Raw genomic sequence first — 20,835 nt, forward strand, 5'->3', positions numbered from 1 at the left:
CCGTTAGGACTCACAGAGCAGCGCCATCGCCGACGGGTATCTGAGTGCATTGCGCGGGAGCAATTCGAACATTGAGGTGGATGTGCTAGACCTGGCCGGCGAGACGAGAAGGCCCTGGTGCGATGGCGAACCCACGCGACGCATCACGGCGCGCAGGAGAGGGGAAGGCAAGAGATCCTGCGCGACTATCATTTGCGCATCGGGCAGATCACCTCGGATACACACGTTCCCGCGGGACATGTGATCCGCGAGCAACGTCTCGACGAGACTGTGACCGGTGAAGGCACGACCGTCGTACTCCTCGATGGAAAACGCGACGCAGAGTGGGTCACGAGTAACGACTCCGATCGGGTTGCCCAATGGCTTGAGGCGGATCCCGGCGCAGCGGGATTGGTGCCTGGCGCTGCTTCGACGCTGTGTTGACGCCTGGAGATGTGATCGCGCTGACCACTTGGGAAGACTCGAGCAGCGCACTCCATTTCGTCGAGAACGCTCGGCTGGAGGAGGGGGGTGCGTTGCAGGGCGATCAGGGTCGTTCGTGACTATGGCATGTTCGATCGTCCCGAAGCGCCGCAGTACTATCGGGAAGCAACTCGACGCTGATCGCAGCCAAAATCGTCCAGTTTTCGCGATTCGCGCGACCAGGATCTCGTGGTTGGGGCTACGCAGCGCACGGTCAAGGCGAACGCCGCGCCCGCATCCTTGTCTTGGCAGCCTTATCGTTTTCTCTCACCTCGGGATGCGTACTCGCGGTTCGCAGGAGAGGAGTGCGCGCTGGCAAGCTGGAACGAAGGTCAGTGTGGTTGCGAAGCAGTTCCCGCGCCGGAGTCCCAGCACGTGAGTGCTGGCGGCTTGCCCCCGAACGGCTCTACCTCCACTAGGGATAGCTGGCCAATGCAGCCCTGGGCGAGAGGGGAGGTGCCCTGGTCTTGGGTCAGCACATTAGGATTTCCGTGCACGCACGCGAGGGCTCCCCCAGGAATCCGTTGGAGGTCGAGCCAAGCTCCCGTGGCAATCTGCATTACGCCAGGCTTCAGGTCGTCGCTCAGGCAGACACCCGCCAGGAGGGAGCCGCGGTCATTGAAAACCCGAACGACATCTCCCGTGTTCAGGCCACGCGCGCCGGCGTCCTCGGGGTGCATCCGCAACGGCTCTCTGCCTTGGATCTTGCTGCCGGCGCTATACGGACCCGCATCCAACTGGCTGTGTAGTCGCGTCTGCGGATTGTTGGCGATCAGCATCAAGGGGTAGCGCTTGGCCAGGGGTGCGCCATGCCATTCACTCGGCTCATTCCACACCGCATGGCCAGGGCACTCCGGGTACTTGAATCCCTTCACGACTTGGGATGTGATCTCGATTCGCCCGCTCGGTGTGTTCAGGGGTTGCCGTTCTGGGTCCTCACGAAACGCCGCGAGCAACACTTGGCGCCGCCCTTGAGGAGCGGCCGGTAGCTCGATCACCCCTGCTTCCCAGAACCGCTTGAACGGCAGGATGTCACCGAACTCAGAAGGTAGCTTCGCGCGCCACTGCTCATAGAGCAGCTCGAGCCACGCCATCTCGTTGCGGCCCTCGCAGAATGTATCGGCCACACCAAACCTCTGCGCCAGTGCCGAGAAGATGTCGAAGTCACTGCGTGCGCCGCCGACCGGCGCGATCACCTGCTTCATCGCGAAGACGTGGCGTGCGTTACCTGAGCACCCAATGTCGTTTCGCTCCAACGTGGTCGTCGCCGGCAAAACGATGTCCGCATGCCGCGCGGTGGCCGTCCAGTATGGTTCGTGCACGACAATCGTTTCGGGTTGTGCGAATGCGGTGCGCAGGCGGACAAGGTCCTGGTGATGGTGGAAGGGGTTGCCGCCACACCAGTAGACCATGCGGATCTGCGGATACTGCAAGCGGCAGCCGTTGTACTCGTACGTGGCGCCCGGGCGTAGCAGCATGTCGGCGACACGCGCGACCGGGATGTAGTCGATCACTGGATTGCGTCCCTGGTCCATCGTAGGCATCTTCGCGACGAACCTCTGGCCGGTGGAGGCGGTCATGCCGTAGCCGTGCCCGACGCCCCCCCCAGGCAAGCCGATCTGGCCCAAAAGAGCGGCCAAGGCGATGGAGGCCCATATGGGTTGCTCGCCGTGCCAACTGCGCTGCAGTGACCACGAAGTGGTGATCAAACTGCGATGACTGGCGAGTCGGCGGGCCAAGCTCACGATACGGCTCGCCGCAATCCCAGTAATGGAGGCCGCCCACTGCGGCGATTTTGCTATGCCGTCGGTCGCGCCACGGACGTAGGCAAGCCACTCCTCGGCGCCGACACAATAACGTGCTAAGAAGTCGCGATCTGCGAGTCGCTCGGCGTCCAGGACATGCGCCAGGGCCAGCATCAAGGCAGCGTCGGTGCCGGGCTCGATCGGCAGCCATTCCGGCTCCAGCCAGTCCGGCAGGTCGGATCTTTGAGGACTCACCAGCACGAACCGGGTTCCCGCTGCGTAGGCCGCTCGCAGCTGACGTTCGATCAGATGTTCGCCCGTTCCTCCTGCGCACACCGCCGCGTTCTTCAGGGGTATTCCACCAAACGCCAGGAACAGCTTTGTGTGGGCGGCAATGGTATCCCAGGAGGTCGATTGCTGCAGCAGGTCGTTGACGGTGATGCCCAGCACGTGGGGAAACACCACCGCCGACGCCCCCTGGCTGTAGGTGTTGACGGAGCCTATGTAGCCGCCCAGTGTGTTCAGGAATCGATGCACTTGGCTTTGGGCATGGTGGAATCGACCCGCACTGGCCCAGCCGTAGGAGCTCCCGTAGACGGCCGAGGCACCGTACTCGCCATACACTCGACGCAGCTCGTCGGCGACCAGCGATAAAGCCTCATCCCATGGGACCTCTACATAGTCGTCGGTCCCTCGCAGGCTACGGTGAGCCGTGCCCCGCCCTCGGGCCTCCAGCCATCCTCTACGCACGGCCGGTGCAGTGACTCGGGCACGATGCAGTCCTTCCCCTTCGAAGTTGCGCAGAAGCGGCGAGGGCGAGGGATCGCCTTCGAAGGGGATGATTCGCGTTACACGTCCATTGACCGCTTCGGCGGAGAACGCGCCCCAGTGGGAACTGTGGGGGACTGGGCCGGCCATCTTTTATCTACCTGGCGAGGAATCCGAGCTTTTCGAGCAGCGCCTTCTGCTCTGCCGAGTAGCGGACCGCCCAGTCGTGATAGTCCTGGGAGTTGAGGTAGGCGCTCTGCTGGCGGAACTTCTCCATCGACGCCTTGTATGCTGGGTCGTCCATCGCGGTCCGGAAGGCATCGTGCAGCGTCTTCACTAGCTTGGGATCCATGCCACGCGGCCCCACGATCCCGTACGGGCCGACGCCGACCACCCCATACAGCTCCTTCAGCGTCGGGACATCCGGCCACTCGAGGGATCGCTGGTTCCCCGTCAGGGCCAGCAACTTGAGCCGCTTCGTCGCGACCATCTGTTCCCAGCTGGGGGATTCGATCAAAACATCGATGTGTTTCCCAACGAGCGCCGTGACACCCTCGGCGTATCCTTTGAAGGGGACGAGGGTCATCTTCGCCCCGGTCTTCAGGCCCAGCTCCTCCATCGCTAAGTGCGGAACGGTGATCTGGCCCGACGTGCCGAACGTTACCTTGCCAGGGTTCTCTCGCGCGTACCTCACCACGTCGGCAAGCGAATTCCAAGGCGAATCCGCGTGCACCAGCACGCCGTAGGGAACGTCGGCCACGTTGACGATGAAGGTGAAATCCTTCAGCGGATCCCAGTCCACCTTCTGCGTGAAAGGCAGACGGTAGGCCGAAGTCGCCATCTGCGAGATGGTGTAACCGTCGGGCTTGGCACTCCTAGCCATGGTGGTGGGGCCTAGCGTGCCGGAAGCGCCCGGCCGATTCACCACCACTACGCTCTGGCCGAGCTGCTTGGACAGCAGCTCCGCCGTTGTTCGCAGGTGGCCGTCCGCCGCCCCACCCGGAGGAAAGGGTACGATCAGAGTGATCGGACGGGCCGGGTAGGGGCCTTCCTGGCCGACGGCGGCCGTGCAAAGGGAAACAAGGCAAACGGCCAGCACGGTGGCAGGCAGCCGAAGGGCGCAGCGCTTGAACATTGAGGGTATCTTCTCGTCGGTACGGACCGAATCAATGGCGGGTTTGCGGGTCCAGCCTCAGACCTGCGCGGTAGGCAGCGATACGCGCCTTCAGGCCTGCGCTGCTGGCCGAGAGCACCAGCTCGCGCAGATCATGTGCGCGGCTGGCCTCGTCCGCCTTGGCCGTCGCGTGGTGGACCGCCTTCTGGGTCTCTGGCGCCAGGCGCTGTGACTGCGTGGCGAGGTCCGCGAGCGCCGCCTCGGGTTCTCCAGCGTCCAATGCGCGCGTGGCGAGGCCGGCGCGCAAGGCCGACGCCGCGTCGATGGTCGTGCCGGCGCGGATCCATGCACGAGCCGTTGCGGCGCCCACCGTATGGGCCAGCCGCGACGAGCCCAAGACCAGCCCGAACCCGGCGCCGGGGAAGGCGAAGGATGCGTTCTCGTGCCCCCAACATTGCTCGCATGCACAGAACAGGTCCGCCCCCGCGCCCAGGGCGCCGCCGGAGGCGATCGCGACCGTGGTGAAGGGCGCGAACCGGATGTCCTGCAGCAGCAGTTCCACACGGATGAACCGCGCGAGCAGGGTGTCGTCCGTCTCATCGTCGAGGCGGGACAGGTCGAAGCCCGTGCGGAAATGCCGACCCGAACCTTGGAGCGCGAGCAGCCTAGTACCACCGTGGTAGCAGGACCGTACAGCGGCGGCGAGCGCTTCGACGATCGTTGCGTTCAGACTGTTGCCCTTTTCTGGCCGGTGCAGCGCGATGGAGGTGACCCCAGCGGCAGAGTGCACCAGGACTTCGGCTTCAGTTGTCATGGATGGCCCATAGATTCGGCACGAGCGCGTTGGCATAGCCGGAGACGAAGGGCCTCACCTTCGGGCTATCGGCGGAGAAAACACTGCGCTCGATGCGGCCGATGTTCCCCCCGTAGGTGTGGATGCTGATGGACACGCGATCCGCGAACGTATTGCGCACGCGATGGATGTCGCCACGGTTGGGTGAGAGGCTGAACGCTTCACCCACCTCCAACCTCTCCTCGTCACCCCGCGGTACCGGCGCCTGCGGCCCGAGCCGATACGCCTGGCTGTACTCTGCGCCTCGCAGCATCCCCACCACACCCCACACTGTGTGGTCGTGGATGGGTGTGGATTGACCTGGACCCCAGACGAAGCTCACTACGGAGAATCGGTTTAAGGGGTCGCCGTACAGCAGGTGCTGGCGATAGAACTCCGGCCCCGGTTGTGCGAACGCATCAGGGAGCCAGTCGTCGACTCGCACGAGCGCGCCCTTGAGTTCGATGGCCCGCTCAAGCAAAGTCTGGATCGGAATGGCCGAGTCCGAGACGAGGCGCGAAATGCCCGCAACGTATTGCAGCAGCCTATTGGTCATCTGGGGCCCTCGGAGATGAGCTCTGCCCGTATCGCTTCGGTGTGTTCACCCAGGGCGGGCGGTCCCTTGCGCACGGCGAACCCCTCTCCATCCACCCGCAGGGGGGATGCAAACGTGCGTGTACCTCGACCGCTCGGCAAGTCCAAGTGCTGAATCCAGCCCATGTGAGCAACCTGGGGGTCTGTGAGGGCGCGTGCGTAGTCGTTGATGCGTGCATGGGGTACGCCCAGGCTACGAAAGGTCTCGCCACAGAGCGCTTGTTCCGATTCAAGGACGCGAAGTTCTCGCTGAAGCCCTCGTAGATCGGCGGCCACTGTCGCAGCGAATCCCCTTCAGGCGGTTCGACCTTCACGACGTCGGCGCCCATGTCGGCCAGCAGCATGCCGCCAAAGGGTCGGCCGCTACGGCGCAGAACTCGATGACTTTGACGCCGGCGAGGGGAAGCGCCTGCGCGCGCTGGACTGTATTCACTTCATTCATCATGTGATGGTTGCGATTCGGATATAGAGCTCACCCCTGCGGGCGGGCGGAATGCGGTGACGACGGGTTCGGCTTCATCGAAGCGTTCGATCTGCACCAGGCAGGTTTGCGCTGCGCAGCCCTGAGACAGCGAGGACGCCGGCTCGTCGGCCGTAAGCACATTGGGGTTGCCGTGCTTGTCGAAGTTGGGCTCATCCCATGACGCGGGATCGAACCAGGCACCGGTGGAGAGCTTGATCACGCCCGGCGCGATCCCAGTGCTCACTATGGCGCCGGCAAGACAGGCGCCCCGGGCGTTCCATATGCGCACAAGATCGCCGGTGCGAATTCCACGGGGTTTCGCGTCGACTTCAGAGATCATGATCGGCTCGCGGCCACGTACCTTCTTTTCGCGGCTCAAGGCGGAGTCATCCAGTTGGCTGTGCAGCTTGTCGCGCGGTTGGTCTGACAGCAGGTGGAGCGGGTAGGTTGCAGTCGTGTTGCCTAACCATTCACGCGGCTCCAACCAACACGCGTGCCCGGGGCAATCGGCCAACCCGAATCCCGCCAGGTTCTCGCTGTAGATCTCAATGAGACCCGAAGGTGTGGCCAGGGCGGCGCCGGACGGATCGGACCGGAAGGCCTCGAGCATGACCACCGGTGCAGCATGCGAGCCTAGATCCACTAATCCTTGCGCGCGGAAGGCATCGTAGTCCGGCAAGTCCACGCCGGACGCATGGGCGCGATCCCGGCAGCCGTCGTACATGCGGCGCATCCACTCTTGCGGCTGCAAGCCTTCGGTAAAAGCCTGCTCAGCGCCTAGGCGCGCAGCCAAGCTGCGAAAGATGATGTGATCGTCGCGCGCCTCGCCACGTGGCTCCATCGCCGGCACCATGGCGACCAGGAAACGATCGCGGGTGGCGAAGCCGATGTCCTCTCGCTCTAGCGTGCAGGTGGCGGGCAGCACCACATCCGACATTCGGGCCGAGGCGGTCCAGAACTGCTCGTGTGTCACCACCTGCGGGACATGTCGCCACGCGGCGGCCAACCGCGGCAGGTCCTGGTGATGGTGGAAGGGGTTGCCCCCCGCCCAATAGATCAGTTCGACGCGAGGATAGCGATATTCGCCGCCGTCGTAGGCGAATGCTTCGCCAGGGCGTTCGAGCATGTCGGTGATGCGAGCCACCGGGATGAACGCCGCGACGGGGTTGCGACCCTGAGGCATCGTGGGTCCGACGATCTTCACTCCGTCAAGTCCCATCATCCCGCTCGCTCCATAGCCCACGCCGAACCCCGCTCCAGGCAGGCCGATTTGACCGACCATCGCGGCCAGCGTGACCAGCATCCAGAAGGGCTGCTCACCGTGGTGGGCGCGCTGCAGCGACCATGCCGCGTTCAGCATCGTCCGCCGGCTCGTAATCTGGTGGGCTAGGCGAGCGATACGATGCGCCGGCACCCCGGTGAGTTGCTCCGCCCACGCGGCCGTCTTCGGCTGCCCGTCGCTGCGGCCCAGAAGGTAGGCTTCGAATCGCTCGTAGCCGACGCAGTAGCGCTGCAGGAAGGTGCGGTCGTGGCGACCTTCGACGGCCAGCGTATGGGCGATGCCGAGCATGAGTGCGGTGTCGGAGTGCGGCCGCACTGGGATCCACTCCACCGGGCCACCAGTCTCCAGATCATCCCGTACCGGGCTGATGTTGATGAACTTCACGCCGGCCGCCGCCATCGCACGCAGGCCCTCAGCGACGGCGTGCCGGCCGCTGCCGCCGGCGTGAATCTGCGCATTGCGGGCGGGCACGCCGCCGAACGCAACGAACAGTTGGGTATGCTTGGCGAGCACGTCCCAGCTCGTATGCTGCTGCATCAGCGCATCCATGGGCGCGACGACGCGGGGCATCAGTACGCGCCCCGCGCCAAGGCTGTACGTGTCGACGCTGCGTACGTATCCGCCGATGCAATTGAGAAAACGGTGGACTTGGCTTTGAGCGTGGTGGAACCGCCCCGCGCTCGCCCAGCCGTACGATCCACCAAATATCGCTTCGTTGCCGCTGCGCGCCATAGTATCTCGCAGCATGCTCGCCGTGAGTTCCAGAGCCTCCTCCCAGCCAACTTCCACGAAGGGTTCGCGGCCGCGCAGCTCGGGGGCCGCGCCCGGTCCATGGCGAGCCACACTCCTACGAATGGCCGGCCGGAGCACGCGAGGACCGTCCCGGTACGCCTGCAGCATCCCCGCGCCGATGGGTGAGGGATCGGGGTCGCTGGCCAGCGGTCGCAACCGCGTCGACGAAGCGTCGCCGTGGATCTCGTAGATTCCCCAGTGCGACGAGGTATATCCACGCATCTCTGAGCTCACTCGATCCTGATGTTGTGGCTCTTGACCAGGCGGCCCCACTTCTCGTGCTCGTCGCGGACCTGCCTTGTGAATTGAGCCACGCCGACATCCGAGGTCGACAGCCCGGCGCTGGTGAGGTAGTCGGTGTATTCCTTCGTCTTGTACGTCTCGCGCAACGCGGCATTCAACCTTTCTACGATCGGGCGCGGCGTGCCCGCCGGCATGAAGAACGCGAACCAACCGAGCAGGTCGAATTCGGTCATGCCCAACTCGGAGAAAGTCGGCGCATTGGCCAGGGCAGGGATGCGTTGGCGACCAGTGACGGCCAATACGCGCACGCTGCCGCGGTCCTGGAACGCGATGCTGGAGGCCACGTTGTTGAACATGTAGTGAATCTGACCGCCCACCAAGTCCAGCATGGCCGGCGCGTCCCCTTTGTAGGCAACGTGGACCGCACCAGCATTCAACTTCGCGTTCAGCGTTTCGCCGAAGATGTGGGCCGTGCTCCCGTTGCCCAGACTCGCAAAGCTCATCTTGCCTCGGTTGGCCCTGCTGAACTCGACGAATTCAGCAAAACTCTTCGCTGGCGAGGTACTGGGAACGATCAGCGCCACGGGCACGAGCGCCGCGATGCTCACGGGCTGCAGGTCCTTCATCGGGTCATAGGGCAGCTTCTGCATCCACGGAAGCTGCTCGATCCCTCCGGGGGCGTTCAGAAGGAGCGTGTAGCCGTCGGGCGGCGATTTGGCGACCACGTCGGTCCCCAAAATGGTGCCTGCCCCGGGCTTGTTGTCCACGATGATGGTGGCGTTGAGGCGTTTGCGCAGATCATCTGCCACCTTGCGTGCCAGGGTATCGATCGCTCCGCCTGGCGGGAACGGCACTACCATACGAATAGATCGGGAAGGGTAGTCGGCGGTGCCCTGGGCAGCCGCCGCGCCGGAGAGGAGCAGGCCAGTCGTGAGGCCCGCGAGGAGGACGCGAAGAATTTTCAAGATATCTCCAGTGACGCGCGCAGGCGTCGTTATTGCGAAATCAAGGGAATAAAGCGGTGCTGTCGTTCCACCTCAGCCAACCAGACGCGAACGGCCGGATAGGCGGCAAGGCTGTAGCCACCCATTTCCGCCATGCTTGTGTAGGGGAACAGCGAGATGTCGGCGATCGTGTAGACGTCCCCTGCAATGAATTTGCTCTGTGCAAGTCGACGCTCCATTGCATCCAACGCCTTCGTCCCGAAACCGCGCAGGTAGTCGAGTTCTTCGCGATGCTTGTCCGCCACCTTCGCGATGGACACGAGGTACCGCGGGCGAGCCATGAAGCGCAGGTGATCGAACTGCTCGAAGAACAGCCACTCCGTCACACGCTGGCGATCCGGAGCCGTCCGGGGTAGAAGACGCGAACCCTCTGCAAGATAGAGCAGGATCGCATTCGATTCGGTCAGCACGAAGCCGTCGTCGGCGACCAGCACTGGGACGCGCGCCAGAGGGTTCAGCTGGATGAACTCGCGCTTGCGCGCATCCCCGTCAGCCAGGTTCAGGATATGCCGGCGGTAGGGGAGCCCTAGCTGACTCAGCAGCAGGCGCACCTTCCACCCGTTGCCGGAGAGCCGGCTATCGTAAATGTCCATGCACTTCTCCTCAGGCGTTCGGATCGAGGGCGTACTTCGCCAGCTCAGCGCCCATCGCGGCCTCGACGTCGGGGTACACGGCGGGATCGAAGATGCCCGATCCGAGCGGTAGGTTGCGTTTGCTGGTGGCGATGACAACCACGGGGGCGCCGGGCTGCAGTTCCCGGATCGCGAGTACCCCGCCCGTCATCGGATCTAGCGTCGCCAGCAGGTCCGGGAAGGTGGCCACACGGATACCTTCGGCCTCCGCGAACATGTATTCGTTGCACACTCCCAGGGCGACCCTTGACCCTGAAGCGGAACGCACCGCCACTTGGCCGACGTCGAAGCCTTCGCGATATTCGACGGTGTTGGAGATCACCTCGCCTTCTGCGAGGATGCGTCCACGCGTTTGATCGAGCACCGCCTCGATCACGACGCAGGCTGAAGCTCCGGCATCGATGATGGCGCGCCCAAGCGCCAACTGATAGCTGATGGCTCCAAGCGCGCCCGCCTCGATCACAAGTGAAGCGGGCAGGGGACCGCGGCAGGCCATGATGAGGCCACCGTTCTGAACCGAAGCGGCACGCATCAGCGCGGAGGTGATCACGGTGTTGCCATGCACGGTGATGCCAACCTTGTCCCCCACCCCGCTCTGGTAGAGCTGCACGTCGGGACGCGAAGCCAGTCCGAGGCTTCCCATTTTGACGGTCGGGTGGCCGCGACCGTTGCACGCCGCATCGAGCAGTGGCACGCCCAAGGCCGCCGCCATCGCCCATGCATACAGGCCTGGGACATGGCCTGGGATGACGCCGAGTGGCCGAGCGTGGGCGGCTTCTACAAGTTGCCGCGCCGCAAGAACGGAATGCCCCGCGTTTGGAAGATGACCGCCTTGCCCAGGGGCGCCGACGCCCGTGGCCACGAGGATCTCGTCATCCCCCTTGAGCGCTGAGGCGGCGACGACTTCAAGCGAGCCATGGGCCATGGCCATTTCGCCGAAACTGCGATCACGCAGGGCCCTTTCCCTGCCGATGCCCCCTGCGGACAGGACGACTCCGCCCAGGACGGCGGGCCATACGTCTTCTTTCGACAGTCGGGTGCCCATCACCGCGCATCCATCTCAGGAATGCCCAGACCCGCCGCTGCACGTGTTTGCATGGCTTCCTCGTAGCCGGCATCGGCATATTCGACGTGGCAATCCCTTTCCACCTGGGCGATCTTGGCGCTCAGCTGGGCGCGTGATGCGACCGGCTCCGGGTCGTCGTACGGTATATCGACCATCACCGTTACCCCGCCGGCGGCGGCGGCCCGCGAAGCCCATCCCAGACCCTCCTGGTCGGCCTGGCTGCCGGAGTGCACCTGGCCGTCGACGACGCTGGGCAGCACCCACATGCCGCGCGCATCGATCCTCTCGCGCGCCGACGGTGCACCAGTCTGGCCGCCGCTACCGCGCGCGACCACCTTTCCATCGCGCACACCGATCCACCCATCCAGCTGGATGCCGTGGGCTTCCACGACGTCACCGCGGATCACCAAGTCGAAATCGCTCATCGGACTTCCTTGAATCTTCTGCTCAGGTCCTCTGCAGTCTAGGGAGGCGCGCCCACAATGTCCTATACTTGTTTTGCCGTCGCCATTAACATGATGTTATGTCCATCAACTTGAGGCAGATCGAAGTCTTCCGGGCCATCATGTTGGCGCGCTCCGTGAGCGGCGCGGCGAAGGCGCTGCACGTCTCACAGCCCGCTATCAGCCGCTTGGTTTCCCACACCGAGCAGCGGCTCGGCTTTCGGCTCTTTGAGCGCATCAAGGGTCGGTTGTACCCAACGCCGGAAGCGGAGCGGCTGTTCGGCGAAGTGGATGTGGTGTACAGCGGGGTGCAGCGCATCAATCAGGTCGCCGAGGACCTGCTGGCCAACCGTTCAGCGGTCCTGCGGGTAGCCTGCACACCGAATCTGAGCCAGTCGCTCCTGCCCCGCGCGACAAGCCTGTTTTTGCGCAAGCATCCGGAGGTGCGGGTCATCCTGCACTCGAAGGCTCCGCAGGACCTCATGCAGGATCTGTTTGCCCATCGCTCGGAGCTCGGAATCGCCTACATGCCCGCGGGCCATCCCGCCTTAGCCGCAGACCTACTGTATGAGAATCGCGTACTCGCGGCGGTGCCGAGCGGCCACTCTCTAGCCAAAGCGAAGGCGATCCGTCTCACTGATCTTGCGAATGAACCGTTTGTTGGTTATTCGACCGACATTCCCTTCGGGCAATTGATCCGCGAACTGTTTGCCGGCCTCGACAGCGCACCTACAGCACGCGTGGAAGTTGAGCAAATCCACGTCGCATGCGAGCTAGCCGACGCTGGTCTCGGCATCGCCCTGGCGGATGAACAGACACTACTTGGTCGCAATTGGAGCAACCTGACCATGTTGCCACTCTTGCCGAACGTGCAGACGCCAGTTCAGGTGTTCTATCCCCTGTACAAGCCGCTCTCACGTCCAGCACAGGACTTCGTCTCGATTCTCCGCAGCATGCACCCAGCGCGCGCAACGGCGCTACGGTCACGGACAGCAACCGCCAAGTGACTGCTCCCCACACGGGACCGTGCGGCTGCGGTTGTGGGCTCCTCAACGCTCTTCTCTGCGAGCTGACGGATCCGGCGAAATCGGCTGCACTGAGATCAGCGCTGTAGGGAGTGGGGGGAAGCCCTCGGCGGCGACAGGCTGTTGGCGCCGGCGTTCAGGTGCGTGCGCTGCATGAGAGAGCGACAAGCCCCGGGGCGAGCTGAGCGAGCCAGCCTGCGTCCAGGGCGTCCTTGATCGCCAGATGCGAGAGACAGCGCGAATCCATGCCCGGGCGGACAGCGCACTCCTCACGGCCTCGGCGCATGCAAGCTCGAGCAAAACTTCTACTTTCCGCAGGTGCAAGCGCAAGTTCGTGCAGACGCATCGATCGGTTTTTCCGATGGCGGTGAACCAAATTATCCACAATCCAGATCAGATGTTGCTTGTAGCATGCGCCATGCTCACGTTACCCCCGCTGCTATCCCCGTGCGATGCCGCCGCGAACTTACCGATGGACTCGCAGTCATGACCGCCACGTGGCACGTGCTGCGGATGCGGGTGCGGGTGCGGGTGCGGGTGCGGGGCTGTGGAATTCGACTTCATCTGCGCGCGGGAAGTTCACTCCATCAACGGACAGCAGAAGACGCCTCGAACCGGAGCGTGATCTGTGCCAAGTGAAGTGCTGGGATCCCATGAAGCAGGTATCGCCGACTCGGTTCACCAAGCCCAACATGACGAGGCACGGCACGCCGATTCCCTGATGGAGACCTTTCCACCGTTACAGGCGAACGCATGGATTCCATCCGCAGCGACGGAACTCCACGGAGCTCGAACTTGTCCGCCGGGCGCTATCAGATGCGGGCGTTCAAGGCGCGGGTTACGCCGGAGGGAGGCATGCACATCCGAACAACACGCCGTGGCTGAGCTTTTTTGGGAAACGGTGAAGCGAAGCCGGGCGCTGAACTTTCAATTTTTGACCAAGGGGGCGGTGTGAATCGCAATCTCTGGATCCTTGCCGTCTTGCAGGGACTCTTTCTCACCAACAACATTACCTTCATCGCAATCAACGGCCTGGTGGGCTTGGCACTCGCACCCTATGGCTGGATGGCCACATTGCCAGTCATGGGCTACGTCGTGGGCGGGGCGCTCTTTACGGTTCCTGTCGCTTGGACGCAGCGATGCTTTGGGCGGAGGACAGGATTCGCTCTGGGTTTGGCAGTTGCGCTCGGTTCAGCATTGATGTGCGCTTACGCCGCCCACACGCGGAACTTCTGGCTGTTGTGCATCGCCACTGTGCTCGCGGGCTACTACTCGGCCAACGGGCAGCTATACCGGTTCGCGTCCGCGGACCTCTCCGCGCCCACTTCTCGGGAGAAGGCAGTTTCGCTCGTGATGGCGGGCGGCCTGATCGGCGCCGTGCTCGGCCCCAACTTGGCTGTGCGCACGAGAGACCTTTCTGCTATGCCCTACGTCGGTGCATACATTGCGCTAGCCGCTGTAGCGGCAGTCGCGATGTTCCTCCTCGGCGCCATGCGTTTCCCGCCTGTGCCGGGTCGTGGCAACGTCTCAGGCGGCCGTCCCATCTCTCAGATCATGCGTCAACCCGTGTTCGTCGTCGCCGCGGGAGCGGGTGCCTTGAGCTACGGAGTGATGAACCTGTTGATGGCGGCCACACCTCTCGCAATGCAACAGTGCGGCCTTCCGTTCTCGGATGCAGCCTTCGCACTGCAGTGGCACGTAGTCGGTATGTTTGCACCGGGTTTTTTCACGGGCCACTTAATCAAACGTTTCGGCGCCCTGACTGTGATGTCTGGGGGCGTCGGACTGACTTTGCTGTGCATCGCTATTGCGCTTTCCGGTGTCCAACTACATCAATTCACTTCGGCGCTGTTTCTGCTCGGCGTCGGGTGGAACTTCTTGTTCACAGGCAGTACCACGCTGTCATTGGAGACCTACACGCCGGAAGAGAAAGATCGAGCGCAAGCTGTCATGAATATTCTGCTGTTCACGGTCATGGCGCTCAGCTCGTTTTCGTCCGGTGTCCTGGTGACGACCCAAGGTTGGAGCCTCCTCAACCTGGGCTCTTTGGCGCCGTTGGGGTTAATCGCCATAGGATTGATGTGGGTTGCGCGGCGCAGGCGCACGAACGATTCGCTCGTGATCCGCGGCTAGACCGCGTCTGGCCGGAGCGAGCGGCCAGCGCCGGACGCGGAGTGACTGTCCAGCGCATATCAGATGTGTTTATAGCGGGTGCAGCGCATCCGCCGGGTCGCAAAGTATCTACCGAGGGGAATGCTCCATTGCCCTGCGCATCGCATGCGCGCCGACGCCGCGTCACCCACTTCTACCCAGCCCGAGGGGGCGTTCCTGCAGAAGCACTCAAAATGCGAGCCGTCTTACACGCGGAGGCCAAGCTTTGGTTGCCTGTATCAGGTCCTCAGTGCTCTAGCTTCAATGCGAGCGCGTGCAGGCCTTGGGCAATCCGCCCTCTGAAGGTTTGCGGCGCTGTAGTGGCCAACGTGTCTTCTACGTCGCCAGCAGGATGCGGAGCTTGACCTGCACCACCGCCTTCCGCAGCCCCAGCTGCGGGCTGAGGAACAGCAGGCAGGAGCACCGCACGCCAGTGCGCCGGCCGAGCGTTGCCCAGATTAGCTTCAAGGTTCACCAAGCGGCTGTTCCCAGGGTTCGTCTCAACGGCAAGTGCCACCAATCGCCGGAACTATCCGGCTGCGCCGCAGGATGCGCAACTTCGGCGGCCTCGCTGCGAAAGAACCATGCCTTGGTGTGGGCGAGGGTGAACTCCCGGAATCGACGTGCGAGGGCGACATGCTCGATAGAGAGCATGCAGCTGGTGCACGAAGCTTCGCGCGTGCGCGATGCAACTGCCCTTGCCCCCATCCATAAGAACACACAATTGACCATCTGGTCGACCAAAATTAGACAATCAAGCGACCAAAGCGATAGAAATGGTTGACAAACCGAGCAACCAATACTAATGTCTAAGAAATGCCACATCGTTTGGAAACTGAAATTGCCGGTGAGACTCGCGTATACGACGCTATCGTCGATGCGATCCTTTCCCATCGTCTAGCGCCTGGAACCCAGCTCAAGGAGCGGGAGTTGGCACAACTATTTGGCGTCGGCCGGGAGAGTGTGCGGGGCGCGCTGACGCGACTTGGCCACAGCCTACTTGTGGAATTGCGTCCAAACCGTAGCGCGGTCATCGCCGATCCGTCACCGGCGGAAGCTCGCGATCTCTTCGAAGCGCGCCGTGTCATTGAGTCCGCGATCGTTCGCTCACTGGCGCGCGACCTGACGCCGGAAAGAGGTGCGCGTTTAAGCGCATTTTCAGAAGAGGAGCAGCGCGCCTATGCGAGCGGAGATTTGAAGACGGCGCACCGCTTGTCCATCCAGTTCCATAGTTTCCTTGCAGAGCTCGCGGGCAATTCCGTACTTGAAAATGTGATGCAGCAGATCATTTGCCGAATGCCTCTGTTGGTTCTTGCTCGTGTGGGGCCAGGCGCGGAATATTGCGGCGCTCATGAGCACAGAGCTGTCATAGAGGCGCTCTTACGGCGCGATGAGGAGGCCGCAGTAAATAAGATGCTCGAGCACCTCCAAGGACTGGAAAAGCGATTCGGGCTTAACAAGCCCGAACTGCCTGGAACGCTAGCGGAGACGTTTAATTTTGCCAAGCTAGACGCAGCCAAGACGCTCTCCCAGGGATCTTCACTTAACAGCGACAAACCCAAATCAGGGAAAGAAGGAAACTAACTTTGATTTCGATCCTACGAATCAGATCCTCACGATCCCTGCTGTCTGTGATCACCACGACGCTCTGCGTGCTTTTTGTTTTTTTCAGTGGACTTGCGCAAGCAGAGGAGAAACCTCTAAGGAAGGTGAAGATCGCCGTCGGCACGGCGGTCCTGAATGTGGCATATCCATGGCTGATGATGCCTCAGGTTCTAGGCTACTGGCGGGATGAAGGCTATGACGTGGAGGTACTCCCCGTCGGCGGCGGGCTCCAAGCGGTGCAACAGATGGTCGCCGGCAATGCTGACTTTGGTCAGATGAGTTCGCCGCTCATCATCCAGTCAGCGGTAAAGAACGATATTCCGCTTCGGGCGGTCATGGTCAACGGCACCATCGACTGGTCTATCTCAGTGCTACAGGATGGGCCCATCAGAAATGTTACCGATTTGCGAGGAAAGGCGATCGGTGTCTTTAGCTTGGCTGTTGGCGGCATTGCCTACATGAACGCGTATCTGCAGTCAGCCGGCGTTTCTCCGAAAGACGTGAAGCTTATCCCGGTCGGCATGGGCGCGCCTGCAGTTGAGGCACTTCGAACAAACAAAGTCCAAGCGCTCGTCTATTGGGGGGGGGCACAAGCGTCGTTCGAGAACGCCGGACTGAAGCTCCGCTATTTTCGCTCACCCGACTGGAGTCAGTACCCTGATTTTGCGCTTACGACATTGCAGAAGACGATCGATCGGGACCCACAAATGGTTCAAGCGATCGCGCGCGGAGCGGTTAAAGCCTCCATTTTTGCGATGGCCAATCCAGACTGCGTCCGGCGCCTTCAATGGGGCAGGTGGCCCGAAACAAAGCCGCGAGGTGCGGAAGAAGCTTCCCAAATAAAGTGGGATATGCACACCCTCGATGCGTCTCTTACGACGATGCGCGACTCCCTTGTCGTCGGCGACGGTAAGACATGGGGCAAAGCCACCAGCGCCGCCTACTCGAAACTGCAGGATTTTGTATTTTCAGTGGGCATGATCGACCGGAAGATTGATCCGGAAAACTACATTGTCAAGATTCCTGGTTTTTACGAAAAGAGCAATGATATCGACGTCGCGTCAATTCGTGCGGAAGCTGCAGCGTGTCGCACGAAATGACCGCTCTGGACGTGCCGACGCTCGCACGTGTTGAGGTCGCTCCGCCTGTTATTTCCGTCGGTGGGTTGAATAAGACGTATGCGACGCAAGGAGGCGCACCAATCCACGCTTTAAAGGACATCCGCTTTGACATTCGACAAGGTGAGTTTGTTACCGTCGTCGGGCCGAGTGGATGCGGCAAGAGTACCCTGCTCAAGATTCTTGCCGGCATTTTGCGGCGCAGCTCTGGAGAAGTCATTATTGGCGGGAAACCGGTGGATGGGCCGAGTCGTGATATTGGGGTTGTGTTCCAAGCGCCAGTCCTCCTGCCCTGGCGTAACGTCCTAGAGAACGTGCTGCTTCCCGCAGATATTCAGCGGCTCAGCCGGCTAGGAGCAGAGGAGCGAGCCCGGCGGTATATCGACCTCGCCGGCCTCGCAGGGTTCGAGGGGAAATATCCAGGCGAACTCTCCGGAGGTATGCAGCAACGCGTTGGCATATGCCGTGCGCTCGTCCATGAGCCTGCGCTCTTGCTAATGGACGAACCCTTCGGCGCTCTGGATGCAATGACGCGCGAGACAATGAATCTGGAGCTACTTCGGATCTGGTCGGAGAGTCGCAAGACCATCTTCCTCGTGACGCACAGCATCCCTGAGGCGGTTTTTCTCGCGGATCGCGTCATTGTCATGACGCCACGTCCTGGTCGCATTAGCGACATCATCGATATCGATGTCCCGCGGCCTCGTGAACTGGAGATGATCAACCTTCCGCGCTTCGGCAAGTATGTCTCTGCTATCCGTAGGCACTTTGGCGCTGTAGGGAAACTTGACGAATGAATAAGATCTCACCCAAGGTCTCATCGGTTGCTTCTATCGCGCTGTTCATCTTTGTCATCGGCGGTTGGGAGGCTTCCATCCGGATACTGGATGTGTCAAAAATTGTGGTGCCTGCTCCCTCAGCCGTAATGGTCGCCCTGTGGGACGGGATCAGTTCAGGTGAGATCTTGAAGCACTTCTCGGTGACCTTTTATGAGGTCATCGCTGGCTTCGTCGCTGGAGCGTTGCTCGGGTTTGGCTTGGGCGTTTTAGTCGCGCAATTCCCACTTGCAGAACGCGCGCTTTATCCGTACATCATCGCGTTTCAGACGATACCTAAGGTGGCGATCGCACCAATCATCGTGATTTGGTTCGGTTATGGAATTTCCTCGAAGGTAGTTATTACTGCGACCATCGCGTTCTTCCCAGTTCTTGCTAACACAATAGCCGGGCTGCAGGCCGTGCCCCGCGAGCAGCTCGAGCTTATGGTCGCGTTTACGGCGTCCCGGTGGCAAGTCTTTCGGATGGTTCGTTTTCCGCAGTCGTTGCCGTTCGTGTTTGTAGGCCTTGACGTAGCCATTGTCTTATCCGTGATCGGCGCGATCGTCGGGGAGTTTGTCGGGTCACACGCAGGCCTCGGCTACTTGATCCTCCAGGCTCAATTCAATCTTGATATGGCGATGGTCTTCGCTCAGCTCATCGTTCTCTCGCTTCTCGGCATCGGTCTACATCTTTGCATGAGAGCCATTCAGCGACGAGTCGTGTTCTGGATACGAAATGCTGATGATCAGATAGTTGGAGCGTGAAAGGAAACTGACGATGATGACGGCTACCGAATCTGAAATGCTTACACACTTTGGGCCTGAGACACCGATGGGAGATCTGCTGCGACGATATTGGCACCCGATTGCCGGAAGCGTTGAAGTCTCGAATCGCAAACCAAAGCCGGTGCGCCTCATGGGCGAAGATTTGGTCCTGTTCCGTGACAAGCGAGGCAGGCTCGGTCTGGTGGCAGATCGCTGCCCGCACAGAAGCGCACAGATGCGATACGGAGTTCCGGAGGAAGACGGACTTCGTTGCCCTTACCACGGGCGCGTGTTCAGCGCAAGCGGTGAGTGTCTACATACGCCCTCCGACCGCGGTAGCACCGTTGGAAAATGGAGGACCGGAATCAAGGCGTATCCGGTAGAAGAGCTAGGGGGCCTCGTATTCGCATACCTCGGACCGCAGCCTGCCCCAATCCTTCCCAAGTGGGAGTATCTTGTTCAGCGCAACTTCGTTAAGCAGATCGGCTATATGAGGGTCAAATGCAACTGGCTGCAGGTTGCCGAGAACGCAGTTGACCTTGAGCATCTCTATTGGTTGCATTCCTATTACGCGCAATGGCAGCTCGACAATGAAGGGGTCGCGAAAGACGATCCGCGACGAGCACAGCCCAACATGTTTGCGGCCTATAAGGACTGCGAATATAAATTTAAGCCCTTCGAGCGTGGCATTATGCGTTGGTATGAGAAGCCATCGGAGCAAGGCGATGGGCAAGCTCACATGCTGCCAGTCATCTTTCCGCACTTGGCAGTAGTACAAGGCAACGGCGAGTGGACGATGAACTTCCGTGTCCCCATCGACGATACCGAGACACTCTATATCTCGTATATGTGCTTTAACCCTACGGGCGATCCGGTGCCCCCGCAAGCTGAGATCCCTTGTTACGAAGTACCGGTGATGGGGCCTGACGGAGTGTGCTTGACCGACTTCCAGAACGGCCAAGACGCAATGGTTTGGATCACGCAAGGCGTCACCGCCAATCGGCAGTTGGAAACCTTGGGCAGGGAAGATCATGGTGTCGTACTCCTGCGTAGGATGCTTAAGGAGCAACTCGCACGCGTCGCTGCTGGCGACGACCCCATGAATGTCTTCCGGGCTCCGGTGGACGAGTCATGCTTTCTCTTCAATCTCCCTGCTCAAGCACGTTCAAGCCAGAGTTACTTGCCTGGAATGGCATGTGGCCCGTATCTGCCGAGCCATAGCCCGATCCAAGAACTTGTTGACACTCTCTTCTTGAACCCATCTTCTCGCCCTTGAGGATGCTCAAGAATCATTTCTTGGGCGTCGCCATCTCCGAGTTAAGTGCCCTGGATTAGACCTTGCCGGTGTTCAGGATCATGGGGCCTTCCACAGCCGACGCATCGAAGTGCTGATCTTGAGCGGCTATCTGTCCAGTGCAGTGTGCTACCACCACCGCGACCTGGAGGCCCATAAGCGTCACGCGACCGAGCCGCGCGTCCCTGTCATCGATGGAATTGAAAGCATGAGCATTCTTGCGATTACTGCTGTCCTGATTACCTAGCTTGAACCGTGTCGCCCTGTCATTCTTTTCTTCGGTTGGCGAACGCGCTTGTCAATCTCGCAGTGGCGCATCTATGTAAGCACGCGGTGATCCCGTCTTGACGACGGCCGCGGTATCAGATTGCCGCCGAAGCCGGCTGCCATCTGTGCGGCAGCAGTTCGTCGATGCGGCTGGCCGGTTGGGTGGGCAACCGTTCAAGGACGTCGCGCAGGTAGGCGTAGGGGTCGTGTCCATTGAGCCGCGCCGAGTGCACCAGGCTCATGATCGCCGCGGCGCGCTGGCCCGCGCGAAGCGATCCGGCGAACAGCCAGTTCTTCCTGCCTGTGGCGATGGGCCGGATCTGGTTCTCCACCCAGTTGTTGTCGGCGGGCAG

At 61.5% G+C, this 20,835-nt stretch carries 19 protein-coding genes and 2 pseudogenes; 8 read left to right on the forward strand and 13 right to left on the reverse strand.

Annotation, left to right across the window (positions count from 1 at the left end; genetic code table 11):
* Positions 1 to 117 precede the first annotated feature (117 nt).
* On the forward strand, positions 118 to 423 hold the full coding sequence (locus HNE04_RS23290; protein WP_172224749.1) for a hypothetical protein: 306 nt from the start codon (positions 118 to 120) through the stop codon (positions 421 to 423).
* Positions 424 to 794: 371 nt separating this feature from the next.
* Here HNE04_RS23290 and HNE04_RS23295 read toward each other — a convergent pair whose 3' ends face one another.
* From HNE04_RS23295 to HNE04_RS23340, 11 genes and pseudogenes are all read right to left on the reverse strand, one after another.
* Positions 795 to 3,125 (reverse strand): molybdopterin-dependent oxidoreductase, encoded by a 2,331-nt coding sequence (locus HNE04_RS23295; RefSeq protein WP_172224752.1) that lies wholly within the window; start codon positions 3,123 to 3,125, stop codon positions 795 to 797.
* Positions 3,126 to 3,132: 7 nt separating this feature from the next.
* Positions 3,133 to 4,110: a tripartite tricarboxylate transporter substrate binding protein gene (locus HNE04_RS23300; protein WP_172224755.1), complete on the reverse strand. Its 978-nt coding sequence runs from the start codon at positions 4,108 to 4,110 to the stop codon at positions 3,133 to 3,135.
* A gap of 31 nt (positions 4,111 to 4,141) precedes the next feature.
* A complete protein-coding gene (locus tag HNE04_RS23305; RefSeq protein ID WP_172224758.1) occupies positions 4,142 to 4,903 on the reverse strand; it encodes an enoyl-CoA hydratase/isomerase family protein in 762 nt (253 codons plus the stop codon).
* Entirely contained in the window at positions 4,893 to 5,477 is a 585-nt protein-coding gene (locus HNE04_RS23310) for a cysteine dioxygenase family protein (RefSeq protein WP_172224761.1), read from the reverse strand. The genes HNE04_RS23305 and HNE04_RS23310 overlap by 11 nt, the downstream gene beginning before the upstream one ends.
* The gene (locus HNE04_RS28210) at positions 5,474 to 5,791 is read right to left on the reverse strand and encodes a CoA transferase (RefSeq protein ID WP_328700400.1); all 318 of its coding nucleotides are present in this window, start codon (positions 5,789 to 5,791) and stop codon (positions 5,474 to 5,476) included. Before HNE04_RS28210 ends, HNE04_RS23310 begins: the two co-directional genes overlap by 4 nt.
* Positions 5,725 to 5,957: pseudogene (locus tag HNE04_RS28615) on the reverse strand (CoA transferase); the annotation flags it as partial. The gene HNE04_RS28210 and the pseudogene HNE04_RS28615, both read right to left, overlap by 67 nt.
* Positions 5,950 to 8,286, reverse strand: a complete 2,337-nt coding sequence (locus HNE04_RS23320) for a molybdopterin-dependent oxidoreductase (RefSeq protein ID WP_328700401.1) — start codon at positions 8,284 to 8,286, stop codon at positions 5,950 to 5,952. The gene HNE04_RS23320 and the pseudogene HNE04_RS28615, both read right to left, overlap by 8 nt.
* A complete protein-coding gene (locus HNE04_RS23325) occupies positions 8,283 to 9,260 on the reverse strand; it encodes a Bug family tripartite tricarboxylate transporter substrate binding protein (RefSeq protein ID WP_172224764.1) in 978 nt (325 codons plus the stop codon). Before HNE04_RS23325 ends, HNE04_RS23320 begins: the two co-directional genes overlap by 4 nt.
* A 29-nt stretch (positions 9,261 to 9,289) precedes the next feature.
* Positions 9,290 to 9,892 (reverse strand): glutathione S-transferase family protein, encoded by a 603-nt coding sequence (locus HNE04_RS23330; protein ID WP_172224767.1) that lies wholly within the window; start codon positions 9,890 to 9,892, stop codon positions 9,290 to 9,292.
* 10 nt (positions 9,893 to 9,902) lie between these two features.
* Positions 9,903 to 10,976, reverse strand: coding sequence for an S-methyl thiohydantoin desulfurase domain-containing protein (locus tag HNE04_RS23335; protein ID WP_172224770.1), 1,074 nt, complete (start codon positions 10,974 to 10,976; stop codon positions 9,903 to 9,905).
* Between the two features lie 26 nt (positions 10,977 to 11,002).
* Positions 11,003 to 11,422 (reverse strand): annotated as a pseudogene (locus HNE04_RS23340) (allantoinase); the annotation flags it as partial.
* A gap of 98 nt (positions 11,423 to 11,520) precedes the next feature.
* Between HNE04_RS23340 and HNE04_RS23345 the strand changes: the two are divergent.
* Both HNE04_RS23345 and HNE04_RS23350 read left to right on the forward strand, forming a co-directional pair.
* Entirely contained in the window at positions 11,521 to 12,447 is a 927-nt protein-coding gene (locus HNE04_RS23345; RefSeq protein WP_172224773.1) for a LysR substrate-binding domain-containing protein, read from the forward strand.
* Between the two features lie 969 nt (positions 12,448 to 13,416).
* The gene (locus HNE04_RS23350; protein ID WP_172224776.1) at positions 13,417 to 14,598 is read left to right on the forward strand and encodes an MFS transporter; all 1,182 of its coding nucleotides are present in this window, start codon (positions 13,417 to 13,419) and stop codon (positions 14,596 to 14,598) included.
* Between the two features lie 354 nt (positions 14,599 to 14,952).
* Here the strand turns inward: HNE04_RS23350 and HNE04_RS28360 are convergent, their stop codons facing one another.
* Positions 14,953 to 15,084, reverse strand: coding sequence for a hypothetical protein (locus HNE04_RS28360; RefSeq protein ID WP_268904949.1), 132 nt, complete (start codon positions 15,082 to 15,084; stop codon positions 14,953 to 14,955).
* 360 nt (positions 15,085 to 15,444) lie between these two features.
* On the opposite strand from HNE04_RS28360, the gene HNE04_RS23355 reads away from it, so the two are divergent.
* Genes HNE04_RS23355 through HNE04_RS23375 form a run of 5 tightly spaced genes read left to right on the forward strand, consistent with a single transcriptional unit; the run spans position 15,445 to position 20,197 of the window.
* The gene (locus tag HNE04_RS23355; protein ID WP_172224779.1) at positions 15,445 to 16,200 is read left to right on the forward strand and encodes a GntR family transcriptional regulator; all 756 of its coding nucleotides are present in this window, start codon (positions 15,445 to 15,447) and stop codon (positions 16,198 to 16,200) included.
* 47 nt (positions 16,201 to 16,247) lie between these two features.
* The gene (locus tag HNE04_RS23360) at positions 16,248 to 17,321 is read left to right on the forward strand and encodes an ABC transporter substrate-binding protein (RefSeq protein ID WP_172224781.1); all 1,074 of its coding nucleotides are present in this window, start codon (positions 16,248 to 16,250) and stop codon (positions 17,319 to 17,321) included.
* Positions 17,318 to 18,136: an ABC transporter ATP-binding protein gene (locus HNE04_RS23365; RefSeq protein WP_172224783.1), complete on the forward strand. Its 819-nt coding sequence runs from the start codon at positions 17,318 to 17,320 to the stop codon at positions 18,134 to 18,136. The genes HNE04_RS23360 and HNE04_RS23365 overlap by 4 nt, the downstream gene beginning before the upstream one ends.
* Positions 18,133 to 18,921: an ABC transporter permease gene (locus HNE04_RS23370; protein WP_172224785.1), complete on the forward strand. Its 789-nt coding sequence runs from the start codon at positions 18,133 to 18,135 to the stop codon at positions 18,919 to 18,921. The genes HNE04_RS23365 and HNE04_RS23370 overlap by 4 nt, the downstream gene beginning before the upstream one ends.
* 13 nt (positions 18,922 to 18,934) lie before the next feature.
* The gene (locus HNE04_RS23375) at positions 18,935 to 20,197 is read left to right on the forward strand and encodes a Rieske 2Fe-2S domain-containing protein (RefSeq protein WP_172224787.1); all 1,263 of its coding nucleotides are present in this window, start codon (positions 18,935 to 18,937) and stop codon (positions 20,195 to 20,197) included.
* A gap of 380 nt (positions 20,198 to 20,577) precedes the next feature.
* On the opposite strand, the gene HNE04_RS23380 is transcribed toward HNE04_RS23375, so the two are convergent.
* Positions 20,578 to 20,835 (reverse strand): transposase domain-containing protein (locus tag HNE04_RS23380; RefSeq protein WP_172218507.1); only part of this gene is annotated, 258 nt, incomplete at its 5' end.

Source organism: Caenimonas soli (genome assembly GCF_013155545.1).
GTDB lineage: Bacteria > Pseudomonadota > Gammaproteobacteria > Burkholderiales > Burkholderiaceae_C > Ramlibacter > Ramlibacter soli.